Source organism: Paenibacillus sp. J22P51, assembly GCF_059692215.1.
In genome coordinates this window covers 88315-103949 of sequence record NZ_JCAUAZ010000002.1, presented here as the reverse complement: position 1 = coordinate 103949, position 15635 = coordinate 88315, and the positions used below count along the sequence as shown (strand labels likewise).

11 protein-coding genes and 1 other annotated feature are annotated in these 15635 nt (G+C 46.4%); of the genes, 2 read left to right on the top strand and 9 right to left on the bottom strand.

What is annotated here, in order from left to right; genetic code table 11:
- Positions 1–120 precede the first annotated feature (120 nt).
- From murC to AC58QC_RS05220, 5 genes are all read right to left on the bottom strand, one after another.
- Positions 121–1461: a UDP-N-acetylmuramate--L-alanine ligase gene (gene murC / locus AC58QC_RS05240; RefSeq protein ID WP_497414673.1), complete on the bottom strand. Its 1341-nt coding sequence runs from the start codon at positions 1459–1461 to the stop codon at positions 121–123.
- Positions 1462–1516: 55 nt separating this feature from the next.
- Entirely contained in the window at positions 1517–2890 is a 1374-nt protein-coding gene (locus AC58QC_RS05235) for a bifunctional folylpolyglutamate synthase/dihydrofolate synthase (protein WP_497414152.1), read from the bottom strand.
- Between the two features lie 70 nt (positions 2891–2960).
- Positions 2961–5621 (bottom strand): valine--tRNA ligase, encoded by a 2661-nt coding sequence (locus tag AC58QC_RS05230; protein ID WP_497414151.1) that lies wholly within the window; start codon positions 5619–5621, stop codon positions 2961–2963.
- A gap of 85 nt (positions 5622–5706) precedes the next feature.
- Positions 5707–5968: a binding site (T-box leader), on the bottom strand.
- Positions 5969–6178: 210 nt separating this feature from the next.
- Positions 6179–7252, bottom strand: a complete 1074-nt coding sequence (locus tag AC58QC_RS05225; protein ID WP_497414150.1) for a LysM peptidoglycan-binding domain-containing protein — start codon at positions 7250–7252, stop codon at positions 6179–6181.
- 117 nt (positions 7253–7369) lie between these two features.
- Positions 7370–8257, bottom strand: coding sequence for an RluA family pseudouridine synthase (locus AC58QC_RS05220; protein WP_497414149.1), 888 nt, complete (start codon positions 8255–8257; stop codon positions 7370–7372).
- 266 nt (positions 8258–8523) lie between these two features.
- Between AC58QC_RS05220 and AC58QC_RS05215 the strand changes: the two genes are divergently transcribed.
- Entirely contained in the window at positions 8524–9978 is a 1455-nt protein-coding gene (locus AC58QC_RS05215; RefSeq protein ID WP_497414148.1) for a phosphodiester glycosidase family protein, read from the top strand.
- 65 nt (positions 9979–10043) lie between these two features.
- Here the strand turns inward: AC58QC_RS05215 and hemL are convergent, their stop codons facing one another.
- Positions 10044–11342, bottom strand: coding sequence for a glutamate-1-semialdehyde 2,1-aminomutase (hemL, locus tag AC58QC_RS05210; protein ID WP_497414147.1), 1299 nt, complete (start codon positions 11340–11342; stop codon positions 10044–10046).
- Between the two features lie 80 nt (positions 11343–11422).
- Between hemL and AC58QC_RS05205 the strand changes: the two genes are divergently transcribed.
- Positions 11423–12082, top strand: a complete 660-nt coding sequence (locus AC58QC_RS05205) for a Crp/Fnr family transcriptional regulator (protein ID WP_497414146.1) — start codon at positions 11423–11425, stop codon at positions 12080–12082.
- Here AC58QC_RS05205 and hemG read toward each other — a convergent pair whose 3' ends face one another.
- The 3 genes from hemG to hemE are packed head-to-tail and all read right to left on the bottom strand — an operon-like array spanning position 12083 to position 15571.
- Positions 12083–13561, bottom strand: a complete 1479-nt coding sequence (hemG, locus tag AC58QC_RS05200) for a protoporphyrinogen oxidase (protein WP_497414145.1) — start codon at positions 13559–13561, stop codon at positions 12083–12085.
- Complete coding sequence (hemH, locus tag AC58QC_RS05195) at positions 13558–14505, bottom strand: ferrochelatase (RefSeq protein WP_497414144.1); 948 nt, start codon at positions 14503–14505, stop codon at positions 13558–13560. The genes hemG and hemH overlap by 4 nt, the downstream gene beginning before the upstream one ends.
- A gap of 1 nt (position 14506) precedes the next feature.
- Positions 14507–15571 (bottom strand): uroporphyrinogen decarboxylase, encoded by a 1065-nt coding sequence (hemE, locus tag AC58QC_RS05190; protein WP_497414143.1) that lies wholly within the window; start codon positions 15569–15571, stop codon positions 14507–14509.
- Positions 15572–15635: the final 64 nt, after the last annotated feature.

The window sequence follows — 15635 nt, the reverse complement described above, 5'->3', positions numbered from 1 at the left end:
ACAATGCCGTATCATCTTGTCCCAATCTTCTGTTACTAGAGTATGAGAGAGAGAACCTTATTATGATTCCTTTAAGAAAAAAAGACCGCCTCCAGCCCAACGGCTACAGCGATCTTTTCTCTATGAGTGTGATTCGTATTTTTTGCGCAGTGATTTAGCTAATCCATCGGCTGCTTTCCAGATATCGCCAGCGCCCATCGTCAGGACGAGGTCGCCTGGTTGAACGTGATCAACCAAATAAGTCAGCACTTCTTCACGTGTCGCGATATGCTGAACGTTCGGGTTACTGTTACTCCGTATCAGCTCAACTAGCTTTGCAGAGTCAACGCCTTCAATTCGTTGTTCACCTGCCGGTGAATAAATATCCGTAATAATCACTTCATCCGCTTCAAGGAAGGAACGGCTAAACTGCTCAAACAGATAATAGGTTCGCGTATATCGTTGCGGCTGAAACACTGCGATGATACGCTTTTTCGTTGCTTTCGCTGCAGCAATAGTTGCTTGAATTTCGGTAGGATGATGAGCGTAGTCATCGATGACCAAAATATTTTCAACTTCGCCAAGCACTTGAAATCTACGCTTTGCTCCCCGAAACTCCTGAATAGCTTCCGCAATATTCTCAAAAGAAAGACCAGCTTCCAAGCAGGTAATCAATGTCGCAAGCGCGTTGTACACATTATGTTTACCTGGCACCGATAAGCTAACTTGGCCCAATGATGCACCCTTGAACTCTACCGTAAAGGTCACTTTGCGATCACCAAGCGAGATGTCACGTGCGATATAATCCGCTTCCGTTTCAATCCCATACGTAATCACTTGGCTTTGAATTTCCGGTATCATTTCACGCAGGAATTCATCATCTTGACATACGATTGCTTTACCGCCAGGTCTTACTTGACTTAGAAATTGTTTGTACGCTTTTTTCAAATTTTCGAAATCGCCATTGTAATTTTCCAAGTGATCGGCTTCGATATTGTTCACTAAGGCTAGGGTTGGGTGATATTGAAGGAACGTTCCATCGCTCTCATCCGCTTCCGCAACAACGTACTCCCCTTTGCCAGCTTTGGCATTGCTGCCTACATTCATGATTTCTCCACCGATAATATACGTTGGATCTATCCCGCAAATCTCCATCACTAAAGCAATCATCGAGGAGGTTGTTGTCTTTCCGTGGGCACCTGCAACGGCAATCCCTTTACGTTCATTCATCAGCCTTCCCAGCATTTGTGAACGATGAATAATGGGAATGTTCAATTGCTCTGCCGCTTGCATTTCCACATTATCTTTGGCTAACGCCGTTGAATATACAACCAAATCGGCTCCTGATACGTTCGTTGCCTCATGACCAATAAAAACTTGAGCACCTTTGGCTTTCAGTTTATCAGTAAGCTCTTGCTGTGCTAGATCTGATCCCGAAATGCGGTAACCCATCTCGAGCATGACTTTGGCAATGGCACTCATGCCGTATCCGCCGATTCCTATAAAATGTACGTGTTCTGCTTGACTCACGCCGTTCTCACCATCCTTTTTCAGAATCGGTTTGATAGGTTATCCAAGAACGAACATCAGAGATTAAATACAGCGTGCCGGATACGACCGCCAGATCATCCTGCTCAGTTCTATTTGTTAATAAGGTTAAAGCTTGCTTCCAATCGCGTTCTACAACAATGTCAACCTCTAGATTCATCTCTCGAAGAAGACCACTTGCGATTTCAGCGAGCAGGGAAGCATCCCCTTTTTTATGAAAATTCGCTTCGGTAATAATGAGCGTATCCACCAATGGTAGTATATGCCTTAAGTAGCCTGTATGATTCTTCGTCGCTAGCATTCCAATCATCATATGAAGCTTCTTATAACTATAAACGTTTTGAAGTGCTGCAGCCAGTGTTGCAGCCCCTTCTGGGTTATGAGCCCCATCGATTAGGATTCGCGGTTCCTGTGAAACCATTTCCAGCCTACCTGGCCATTTCGTTCCCTCAAGACCCTTTTGCAAATCCACATCCTCCACAATAGTGGCATAATATTGACGAAGAACCTCAAGAGTCATGACCGCTACGGCCGCATTCTTCAATTGATGCTCACCATTCAATGTGATAGACAGATCTGGTATAGGTCGAAAAGGTCCGTTAAACTGGAAGCTTTGACGATCTAGCTCGCTGTTCACTTCAGTCAACGTAAATTGATCGCCAAGGGAGTAAAGCGTGGCTTTCTTCGCCTTCGCCGTTTGCTCTATAACGTTCCAAATCGCGGCAGGCTCAACAGCCGTAATGACTGGAACTCCCGCTTTAATAATCCCTGCTTTCTCAGCTGCTACGAGCTCCAGCGTATCACCCAGAATATCCATATGATCATGGCCTACATTCGTAATTACGGTAACGATTGGATTCACGATATTCGTGCTATCCAGCCTTCCCCCGAGACCTGTTTCCCATACCACGTAATCGGGATAAGCCACTTTTCCGAAGTAAAGAATCGCAAGTGCAGTCGAAATTTCAAACATCGTTGGCTGGCCAACCTCTGTGGCTGCAATCTCATCCACAATCGGCTTCATGTCATTCACTAATCGCAGCAGGACGTCATCCTCAATGTCCGCACCATTCACCTGAATACGATTGGTATATTTCACCAAATAGGGTGACGTAAACGTGCCTACATCATAGCCGCACGCTTGAAGCACGGAAGCTAAATAAGCGCATGTTGAGCCCTTTCCATTCGTACCAGCCACATGAATGAACTTCAGCCTGCGTTCTGGGTGACCTAGCTTCTCCATGAGGAGATGCATACGTTGGAGGCCCGGTTTCATACCGAGCTTCTCCATCCGTCCAACAATCCAATCAATGGCTTCCTGTGCGGTTTGAAATTCACCCGCAGTGTTCTTGATTTCATCCATTGTTCTCATCCTCTTTTACTATATGAATCACCTTGTAGACGAACCTAGGCAATCGTATAATTTGCGTTCATTAAGCCTTTAACTCCGCTAATCGAGCGATAACTTTATCCCGCTTATCCGCATAATCGGCAAGCTTGGCTTTCTCCTCTTCGATAACTTTCGCAGGTGCCTTAGCTACAAAGCCTTCATTGCCCAGCTTTTTCTCAATACGCTCTACCTCACCATGCAAGGATTGCAGTTCTTTATCCAAACGAGCAAGCTCTTGCGCGATATCGATCAGACCCGCTAAAGGTAAGTACAACTCAGCTCCTGTGATAATTGCCGTCATCGCTTTGTCTGGTGCTGCCATACCAAGGTCAATTTCAAGATTAGATGTGTTGCAGAAGCGCTTCAGGTATTCCTCATTTTTGCTAAGAATCTCCTGTGTCTCTGAACTTGCAGGTTTAATAAGCAGCTCCACTTTCTTACTCATCGGCACATTCACTTCAGCACGGATATTTCGAACCGAACGAATCGCTTCCATCAAAAGCTCCATCTCACGAATCGCATCAGGCGCCTCGAAGGCTGCGTTCTCTGTCGGCCAGGCCGCCAGCGTAATCGTATCGCCAACATGCGGCAAGTGCTGCCAGATTTCCTCCGAGATGAACGGCATGAATGGATGAATCAAACGCTGTGTTTGGTCTAGTACATAAGCTAGAACGGATTGTGTCTGCTTCTTCGCCGCTGCATCCGTGCCATACAGGCTCAGTTTGCTGAACTCAATGTACCAATCACAGAGATCATCCCAGATGAAGTTATAGAGCAGTCGCCCTGTTTCACCGAATTCGTAGCTGTCAATCAGACGAGTTACATCACGAACCGTCTCGTTCAAACGATGCAAAATCCAACGGTCTGCTGTACCTAGTTGACCAGTCAAATCGATATCAGCTGCGTTTACACCTTCCAAATTCATCAGAGCGAATCGAGATGCGTTCCAAATCTTATTGGCAAAATTACGAGCTTGCTCAACCCGCTCCCAGCGGAAGCGCAAATCTTGACCCGGCGTACTGCTCGTAGAAATCATATAACGCATGGCATCCGCACCGTATTTCTCGATAACTTCTAACGGATCAACACCATTACCAAGGGATTTGGACATTTTGCGGCCTTCGGAATCGCGAACAAGACCATGCATAAGCACATCTTTGAAAGGAATTTGTCCCGTAAATTCAAGTCCTTGGAAAATCATTCGAGCTACCCAGAAATAAATGATATCGTAGCCAGTTACTAGAACACTCGTCGGATAGAAACGCTTCATGTCTTCGGAATCATTCGGCCACCCTAATGTGGAGAAAGGCCATAGCGCCGAGCTGAACCATGTATCCAGGACATCGTTATCTTGGTTAAGATTCGTGCTTTGGCAATGTGAGCAAGCTGTAGCATCTTCACGGGTTACGGTCACTTGACCGCAATCAGCACAGTGCCAAGCAGGAATTCGGTGTCCCCACCATAACTGACGGGAAATACACCAGTCACGTACATTTTCAATCCAGCTCAGATATGTTTTCTCGAAACGATCTGGTACAAAATTAACACCAGTGCCTGATTTTTGCGCTTCAATCGCTTGATCAGCAAGCGGCTGCATTTTCACGAACCATTGCGTGGACAAGTAAGGTTCAATAACTGCACCACTGCGCTCGCTATGTCCAACTTGGTGAACGTGCTCTTCGATTTTAATCAGAACGCCTTGTTCTTTCAAATCTGCTACGATTTGCTTCCGGCACTCGAAACGGTCCTGCCCTTGGTAAGGGCCAGCGTTCGCATTCATCGTTCCGGATTCGTCCATAACGAGAATTTGCGGCAGATTGTGACGCTTTCCTACTTCGAAATCGTTCGGATCATGCGCAGGCGTGATTTTTACTGCGCCGCTTCCGAACTCTTTTTCAACATAATCGTCTGCAATAATCGGAATTTCGCGGTTGACGATTGGAAGCAGTAAAGACTTTCCGATAAGGTGCTTGTAACGCTCATCCTTCGGATGAACTGCAACGGCTGTATCGCCAAGCATCGTTTCAGGACGCGTCGTAGCCACAACGATGGAGCCTGATCCGTCAGTCGTTTCATACTTCAAATGATACAGCGCACCTTGTACTTCTTTATATTCAACTTCAATATCCGAAAGAGCCGTGCGTGCCGCTGGATCCCAGTTAATAATATAGTTGCCGCGATAAATCAGGCCTTTTTCAAACAAGCTAACGAAAACTTCACGAACCGCTTGTGAAAGTCCTTCATCTAGGGTGAAGCGTTCACGCGAATAATCAAGTGAGAAGCCCATTTTGGCCCATTGCTCGCGTATGGTATCCGCATATAATTCTTTCCACTCCCAGACCTTCTCCAAGAACTTCTCGCGTCCAAGATCGTAGCGCGTTTGTCCTTGCTCACGAAGCTTCTGCTCAACACGCGTTTGCGTTGCAATCCCAGCATGATCAGAGCCAGGCAGCCACAGCGTGTCAAAGCCCTGCATACGCTTCGTACGAATCAGAATATCTTGCAGTGTAAAATCAAGCGCATGCCCGATGTGCAGCATACCTGTTACATTCGGAGGCGGGATCACGATCGTGTAGGTTTCCGCGTCAGGGCGGTTGCCTGCTTTGAAAAATTCATTTTTAATCCAGTAATCGTACCATTTACGCTCCGCTTCTTTCGGGTCGTACGTGGTAGGCATTTCTGTTTGTAATTTGGCTTCGGTCATAAAAGTACCTCCATATCTGGCTAGATGTTAATGTGATTGCAAAAAATTAAGATGAGCAAATAAACACAAAAAAACCTTTCGCCCAAAAAAGGACGAAAGGTATAGCTTCCGTGGTACCACCTTCATTTCATGTGACTTGCCCCAATAGCAAATAACATGACACTTATAACAGATAACGGCTGCGACCGGAAAATGCTAATGCATGCGAGAAACGATAACTCTGCGATTGCACTCACATTTACTGCTCCAGGGCGACTTCGATCGGATGTTTCCTGAGGAACCTCTCAGCGCTGCAGTTCCACTCTCTGAAGGGCGTTCCGACTACTACTCCCTATCTTTGCAATTCCATATGTTGGTTTGAAAATGATTTACACTATATGATATCGAATTATTTACACATAGTCAATAATTTCAGCGCCTTTTATTAGGATTATTTTCTAGTATTGGGCGAAATGGTGTAACTTATACGTTGACCTTAACTACATCCCATATTCCCCCAAACATAAAGAGCCCCCAGCCGCGATAGCAGCCGGAGGCTCTTGCCTATGTATCGGTTATTATTTGGGCAGATAAATAACTTGACCCACTGTGATATCCTGATCGCTCAATCGATTCATCAATTGAATCTCACGCGTTGTCAGTTGATATCGCTTGGCAATTGACTCTAACGTATCTTCCTTTTGAACGATACATAATTTGAGCTTCTTGAACTCTTGCGACTCCGATCTGCTCTGGAGAAATAATCTCCTCCATTCAACGGCATCTATCCGCGATTCCGCCTCAAGAGCCGCTTGCGCCTCTGCTTCCGCAATCCGCTTGTCGGAAAGATACGTGCCTGCCTTTGATAATAACGATTTGATGCCATACGGGTTAACCTCCACAGCGTCCGCGGCCTTCTTCCCAAAGGCAACTTTAAGCTCCTTTTTCTCCTCCGTAACAACGGTACTATCGGCATGCGGGGTTACCTTCAGCTCGATTTGTTCCACTTCTACTCCAAACGTGTCATCGCCATGACTGACTGGTTGAGCCGCAATGACCGCTGGTTCAGGTGCAGCTGCAATTAGAGTTGGAGATGGTGTAGGAATCGGCGTAGGAAGGACTGGTGTCGGCGGTGGTTGGATCACTTGTGGAATCTGTGGTTCTTGCACAGCCTGCGCAAATTGTACGGGTGCTGGTGCGTACGGAATGATGGGCTCGGAGCGCGGATAGTCAATTTGATGAACAAATGTGACCTCTTCTTCCTCCCGCCAGTTCTCTTGCTGTGCAGAAACCATTTCTACACCTTGTAGGGAAAGAACCCCCGTTACATTCAAGCTGCGAGCCGATAAGAGGTCGATATCAAAGTTCTCGATTTCCACCTGAATATCTTCTACACGATGAATGCGATTCAAGGGAAGCGTGATTTCGACAGGAATTAAATGCTCAAGTGTGCGAGGACTGCCGCCTTCGTCACTAAAGTAATTACCCGTAAGTAGTAAATTCCCCTTTAAGATCGCTTGATCATCCAGCGTTATCACTTGAATATGCGGAAGCAATTCTACTTCATTTAATTCTTGTATAGCCGCCAAATTTTCCTGCAAATGCACACGTTCATAAATATCAAATCGTAACCCTGGTTGTTGTTCAGACACCGAATGAATCCTCCCTTCCGTTAACTCGAAACATAAATCAGCTCCGAATTGTTGGGTGATATACTTGATTGTCTCTAAAAGTATATGGGTGGAGGAGGCCAGGCATGACTACATTTTTCAATTCGCGGACATCTGGTCCAATAATAACTTGAAATCTAGTGGATAAGGCGCATGAACTACGACCTCATCTTGTGTTATCGGATGCTTAAATACAAGCCGTTCACCATGAAGAGCTTGCCTTTGAAATAAACGCGAAGAACCCCCATATAAGGTGTCTCCTACCAAGGGATGTCCCAAATAACTGAGATGCACACGAATTTGATGCGTTCGGCCTGTCTCCAATTCTACTTCCACAAGTGCCGCAGCTTTCAGTTGTTGAACAACACGATAGTGCGTAAGCGCCTGATCCCCATTGGGGGCTACTCTTCGTTTCCCTGGCTGATGACGATCCTTGCCGATCGGTTCATTAATCCATCCTTCTTTTGCTTTGAAAATCCCTTGAGCCAACGCTATATAGCGTCTATCAATTTGCTTCTCTCTCATGGCTTCATCCAATAGGACATGGGCCCATTCATTTTTGGCATAAAGTACAACGCCTGTCGTATCTTGATCTAGACGGTGAATATGACGAACGCCGCATGCTTGTCCGGTCGCTTCATAATAATGAGCTACCGCATTAGCAAGCGTTCCTCCTTGTCCGACTTCAGCTGGATGGACAGACTTACCAGCGGGTTTATTCACGACTAGAGTGAACTCATCTTCAAATAAGACGTCTAATGGATATGACTCGGGTTTAAACGCCGCCTTCTCCTGAGGAAATACCTTTAGCCGAATCGTACTGCCTTCAACGCGAATAAGTCCCTGTGAAGCTAAGCGTAGAAAAAATTTGCGAGGTACAGGCAAGAAAGCCGCTAATTCTTCAATTGCACCTGGTTTAAGCGGTTTCCAATGCTCGTTCGGAAGTGGTAGCTGCAGCCATTCTCCATCTCGTGACCAATTCATCATGATTTCATGCCTTTACGAAATGATAGAAAGATTGCTAGCAGAATAAGTAGAAACACCAAAATAATCGCCATTAGATCGATTGGAAAATCAAAAAAGTAATAACGTTTCATAAGTAGAACGAGCTCCTTAACAAAGCAGGGATTATGTACACTTTATTTTAACAATTACCATTACCATTTGCATGTAAAAATATGATACTATAATTCTTGTATTGTTTTTTTTCGACATTTTCTATCAATTTATTAATAGAGCAGGAGAGGTTTACCTTGGGTAGTTTAATTGCAAATCATTTTCGAAATTATAGTTGGCTGAAGCGGACTTTACTTGTTATAGCAGTATGTACATTTTTAAGTTCTAGCTTTTTATTTCTAACCCCGCCGGGGACTTATATTCGTGAGTATTTGGCTAAAACAGTCATTACAACACAGCATCGTGATTGGGCATGGATTTTCGTAGGTGCGCAACGCAGGGATCAGATGGTTCTGGAAATGCAGAATCTAACAGAGGTCAACTCCATAGAGAAGCAAGATTTGGAGGCCGTGCAATTTAATACAAAACGCCCCATCGAAAGTCTTGTCAAGGTGGAAGATATCTCAGGTACATTCTGGAAAGGAAAGCGGATGTATGTCTATGATCCGCGGACGATTCGTGTAGTTGTACCAGGTAAGCAAGGTGAAGGTGAAAGAATCACGTCCATGGTTCAGCGAACCGGTGCAGTTGCCGGTGTCAATGGCGGCGGGTTTAACGATCCTGACGGACTTGGGAACGGATTTGCCCCAATCGGTGCTATTATGTCCGGTGGCAACATTCTTTATACGGATCAAGAAGGAAGTAATCCACAACAAATTGTTGGCTTTACCAAAGAAGGCACGCTTATTATCGGAAAATACTCGATCAACGAACTGTTGGAGCTCGGTGTCACAGAAGCCGTTTCTTTCTACCCTCGCGTAATCGCGAATGGTAAGCCGCTTATTACAAGCGGTGATGGTGGCTGGGGACGCGCGCCGCGAACAGCTGTAGGGCAAAAAGCAGACGGAACCGTCATCTTTATCGTCATCGATGGTCGTCAAACCTCAAGTGTCGGTGCGACACTGAAAGAAGTACAGGATCTATTCTTAGAAGATGGCGTTATTAATGCCGGATTCCTTGATGGCGGAGCTTCTTCCGAAATGGTTTACAATAACGAATTGATTACCAAACCTTCTAGTCGTTACGGCGAGCGTCGCTTGCCATCAGCCTTCTTGGTATTTGGTAACCCTGACGATATCGTCGTGAAGAACATTTGGGAAGGACTTACAAAGATTGATCCAGGCGGTGCCTATGATCACCCAGATTTCTTGAAGGAACAAGCCGCACTAAAGGCGCAAGGTAAATTACCTACTCCAACGCCTAAAGCTACACCTACGCCATCTGCAAAGCCGGAAAATACGTCTGAAGCAGGAAAAGGTGGTGGATCATCTTCACCATCAAGTACAGAATCGACCAAACCGAATGCAACAGATAAACCGAATAATTCAGCAACACCATCAAATTCCTCAAATCCTACGCCTACATCTACACCAACGCCTGGAAATGGGAATACAACTGGTGGTACTACGAAGCCGTCAACAACATCAACACCAACGCCAACGCCGACGCCAAGTGTCTCACCGAAGCCATCGACGAATGGAACCGTAGTCTCACCGACTAACACTACATCACCAACCGTTAAACCTAACTAATTGGCAAGCTCAAAGGGGCTGCACTCACGTAGAAATGTCTACGGAGGGCAGCCCCTTTGTCTATCTTATAAACGTTTCAAAGCTTCACGATGTGCATTGATCGTCGTTTCAATATCCTCATCGGAGTGAGCAGTAGATACAAACATTCCCTCAAACTGCGAAGGTGCAACGGAAACACCTAAATCCAACAAATGACCGAAGTAGGCATTAAAACGACCTAGATCGGATGTTTTGGCCGAGTCGTAGTTCGTTACAGCCAGCTCTGTGAAAAATGGACATACCATCGAGCCTACGCGATTGATCGTACTCGCAATACCAAACTCAGCAGCATTCGCAGCAAAGCCCGCTTCCAATCTTGCCGACTTGCGCTCCAGCTCCTCGTAGACATTCGGCTCACCCAGTAAGGATAAGGTCGCAAAGCCCGCCGCCATCGCAAGTGGATTTCCCGATAAAGTACCCGCCTGGTATATCGGACCCGCAGGGGCGATCTGTTCCATGATGTCCAAGCGACCGCCATAAGCGCCTACGGGAAGTCCACCACCGATTACTTTACCTAGGCAAGTCAAATCAGGCGTAACGCCGTATAGACCCTGTGCACAGTTCTTATGTACGCGGAAACCGGTCATAACCTCATCGAAAATTAACAAAGCGCCATATTGCTTCGTGATGTCACGAAGTCCTTGCAAGAATCCTGCCGCGGGAGGAACAACCCCCATATTCCCTGCAATAGGTTCCACGATAAGCGCGGCGATTTCTTCACCAAACTTTTCAAAAACCAGCTTCACGGAATCCAAATCATTATAAGGAACTGTAATCGTGTTAGACGCTACGCTGCTTGGCACACCAGGGCTATCTGGCAGTCCAAGCGTAGCAACCCCAGAACCAGCCTTGATCAGCAAGGCATCTGCATGTCCGTGATAGCTTCCTTCGAACTTCACAATTTTGTCGCGCTTCGTGAATCCACGAGCAAGCCGCAACGCGCTCATTGTTGCTTCCGTACCTGAATTGACCATGCGAACCATATCTATGGATGGTACACGTTCTATAACAAGCTTCGCCATTTCGGTTTCGAGCAACGTCGGAGCTCCAAAGCTTGTCCCTTTAATAGCTGTAGACTGAATCGCTTCCAAAACCTTTGGATGAGCATGACCCACGATTAACGGTCCCCATGAACCTACATAGTCGATAAAAGTATTCCCATCAATATCCGTTACACGAGAGCCTGACCCGCTCTCCATGAATAAAGGTGTTAAGCCAACCGATTTAAAAGCGCGAACTGGACTGTTCACACCCCCAGGAATCAGCTTTCTTGATTCTTGAAATGCAGCCTCTGACCGTATGTCGATTCTGCTCGAATTTCCCATTATTTAGCCCCCAATAGCGTGATCTTGTGATAAAATGAGGTCATATCCTACCCATAACTACCTACAAAGGCGGTACAACCATGCTAGAGCTTATTAAAAAAGTTCCTTTATTTGCCCAATTAAACGAACAGCAATTGAACGCGCTTGTTGAAATATGTACAAGACGTACTTATAAAGCGGGTACGATCTTATTTCAAGAAAAAGAAATCGGCTCTGTTTTCTATATGGTTCTTAACGGCTCTGTTAAAATCTACACAACGAGCAGCTCAGGAGAGGAGAAGATACTCTCGATCTGCAAAACCAGCGAGAGCTTCGGCGAGCTTTCCCTCATTGATGGCAAGCCTCGGTCTGCTTCTGCTCAAACCTTAGAAGAGTGCATACTGTTAACGATAACTGGCCAGAGCTTCCTTGAACTGCTCCGTACTCATTTTGACATTAGCTTAGGTATCATGCAAGAACTCAGCAGTCGTCTTCGTGACACGAATCAACAAGTCTTCGATCTGACCTTCCTGGATGCAAGAACACGCGTCATCAAAAGCTTGATCAAAATGGCGAACTCGCATGGCCTGCGTAAAGGGACAACCATCGTCATAAAGCTAGTGCTGAACTTTGATGAAATCTCACAGCTGGCTGGTGTTCAGAAATCAACGCTCATGCAAGTCATTCGTGACCTTGAAGAGAAGAAAATCCTGACTATTTCTGCCTCCGAATTCACGTTAGAGTTGACCAAGCTCCGCTAATTATCTCACAGTTGCAGTGGCATCCATATGCGACTCCGTAAGGACAATCTCGGCAAGCTGATTAGCAGCCTCTTTTCCTTGTCGTATGCAATCGGGCAGTCCGACGCCATGGAAGCCTGCACCTGTGACCAGGACTCGTGGCATTGCTGCCGTTAGTTCTTTCTTGAAATGAGCGATCTCTTCTAAATGACCAACAGGGTATTGCGGCATGGAATGCATCAACCTGGTCACTTCAGCGAATCCAGGTTCTGCCGTAATCCCAAGTAAATCTTTAATATCATGACGTGCTTTACTTATGAGCTGCTCATCGGACCATGCCGGCCATTCTTGTTCGCCAGAACGACCTATATAACAACGCAGCAGCACCTTGCCTTCAGGAGCAGCATGCAGCCACTTCGCTGAGGTTAATGTACAGGCAGTAATGGTATACCCCTCATGCTTAGGTACAAGGAAACCGGAGGCATCCAGTTCAAATGGAATATCCTTACGTTCGAAAGCCATAATCACATTGGCTACCGATATATAATCAATTTTCGCAAGCTTGCTTGCTGCAGGCAGCTCCGAGAGCAGCTTCGCCGCTTGATACGTTGGCGTCGTCACAATGACACCGTTAACGACCTCACGACGACCGTCCTCAAAGGTAACCTCCGTTTGTCCCCCATCTACACTACGTACCGAGACAACGCCAACGCCAGGACGTAAATCAACCGTAGCACGCATGGCATCAACCAAACCTGTCACTAACGATTGCAACCCTCGCTTAAACGTTACAAATACCGAATTGCGAACAGCCGCAGGCAAATGCGCGCTTTCCTCGGTCACATTCTTGCGACTTGCCATCATCCCCAGAATTAAGCTGCGGTTCTTCTGCTCCATAGCTCGAAACTGCGGGAATGTGGACTTCAAGCTCAGCTTATACGTATCTCCCGCATATATCCCTGCAAGCAGCGGCTCAACAATGCGCTCGAGCACTTCCTTGCCAAGTCGGCGCTCAAGAAAATGTCCAAGCGACTCATCAGCTGCGACATCCCGCTTCGGCAAAATCAAATCCATCGCAGCTCGCAGTTTGCCCAATGGGGAAATAAGGCCTGTCTTCATAAATGGCGTCATTTGAGTCGGAATGCCTAGAACCAAGCCCGGAGGCATGCGATGCAGCTTTCGTCCACGAACGATATAGGTTTTCTTGGCTTTCGGATTCGTACCTGTCAGCTCGTTTTCCATACCAAGATCATATGCCAAATCAATAATGGGACGTTTACGCGCAAGGAAGGAATCAGGACCCTTTTCGATTACAAATCCGTCTCGCTCTATCGTGTAAATTTTCCCGCCGAACGACGGTGATTTCTCTACGACCGAAATGCGAAATGGCGTACCGCCACCGTCATCAGTATCAGTCAACCGCTTTTTCAAATAAAAAGCAGCACTTAAGCCCGTAATACCGCCGCCAATTATCATATAATGAGGCACTTGTGTACTCATTTCGAACTCGCTGCCTCTTGCCATTTCTTGTATACAACATCACTTAAGGTTTCCATGTAAAGAGGATCCGTATTAAGCGACTCTGTTCGTTCCAAATGTACGCCCAGCTCTTTCGCCAACGCTTGCGCTTCAATATCGATATCGTAAAGTACTTCTAAATGATCGGAAACGAACCCAATTGGACAAAGTAAAATTTTATCCACGCCTTCTTCTTGCTTGATCGTACGCATAACGTCCAAAATGTCCGGGCCTAACCACGGCATAGCCGTCTGTCCCGCACTCTGCCAACCAAACTGCCAATTCGTAAGACCGACCCGCTCAGCAAGTGCTTTGGATGTAGCCAGCAATTGATCCGGATACGGATCCTTCATTTCTAGAATTTTCTCCGGCAAGCTATGCGCTGTAAAGATAACCCGTACCTGATCACGATCGGCCTCAGCAAATTTCCCCAAAGCGTTCTCTACACGTGTTTGCAAGGCATCCAGCAGCTTCGCATGTAGGTGATAATCCAGCACGAAAGTCATGTTAAGACCTAGTGCTTCCGCCTTATCCTTCGCTCTCTTCACATAGCCGCCGACACTCATCGTCGAGTAGTGAGGCGCTAGAACGATCCCCACAGCCTCTGTGATACCGTCCTTAGCCATTTGTTCAACGCCGTCTTCTACGTAGGGCTGAGCATGCTTAAGTCCTTGATAGCACACGAATTCAAGCTCAGGATGCTCTTGACGCAGCGTAGCTTCAAGTCCTTTTACTTGTTTGTTCGTATTTTCACGCAACGGGAAGAAGCCACCAACAATGGCCTCGTAGCGCGTCGTTAATTCATGTAATTGCTCAGGAGTCGGCGGATGGCCCCGTCTTATATGTGTGTAGTACGCTTCAACTTGATCCAAGCTTTCCGGCGTACCATATGACATGACTAAGACACCTATGCGCTTTTGGCTCATATTAAACACCACTCTTTCCAGCTTGCTGGGTTAAAACGGAATGAGAATAGGTATGAACGAAAGTTGTTAATTCTTTCAATTTCTCCAGCGACGCTTCTGGGAAAAGGCCATGTCCTAAGTTGAAAATGAACCCTGGCTGCTTCATCCCATCATCCATGATCGCTTTCGCTTGCGCTTCAATCACGCTCATCGGCGCTGTCAAAATATAAGGATCCAGGTTTCCTTGCACCGCATAGCGGTTCTGAAGTCTTTCGCGACCAACGGAGATCGGCACCCGCCAATCAAGACCAATTACATCTGCTTGAATCGTCGTCAGATACGGAAGCAATTCACCGGAGCTGACGCCTGGGAAATAAATTTTCGGTTCTTTCAAATCAGACAACTCTTTGAAGATTCGCATCATCGTAGGCCGCACATAGACGTCGAAATCGGCCGGAGAGAGAGCACCCACCCAGCTATCGAATACTTGAACGGCTTTCGCCCCATTGGCAATGTGTGCACGCAGATACGTGATAACCATATCCCCGAGCTTATCCATTAACGCGAACCAGACCGCTGGCTCCGAATACATCATTTGCTTCGTGCGAATATAGCTTTTGGATGGTCTTCCTTCAATCAAATAACTAGCGATCGTAAAGGGAGCACCCGCGAACGAAATCAGTGGAACTTCCAATTCTTTATCTAGAATTCGAATCGTTTGTAGAATGTGGGACAAGTCCTTCTCCACATCAATCGGACGAAGACGCTCAACATCTTGTGCCGTACGAACCGGCGTATGTATAACAGGACCGATATCTTTGACAATATCAAAATCAACACCAAGCGAAGCCACTGGATTCATGATATCCGAGTACAAAATCGCGGCATCCACACCAAGCTTTTTAATCGGCATCATTGTCACTTCAGCTGCAAGCTCTGGTTGCTGACAAATTTCGAGCAAGGAGTACTTTTCCTTGATTTTACGGTAATCGGGGTCGTAGCGACCTGCTTGGCGCATATACCACACGGGCAGGGTATCTACCTGTTCTTTTCGACATGCTTTAATAAAATTATCATTATAACTCATGAGGCACCTTCCTCTTGTTTCCATCTATTCTCATCCATTATGCCCTAATTATACCCCTCTCACA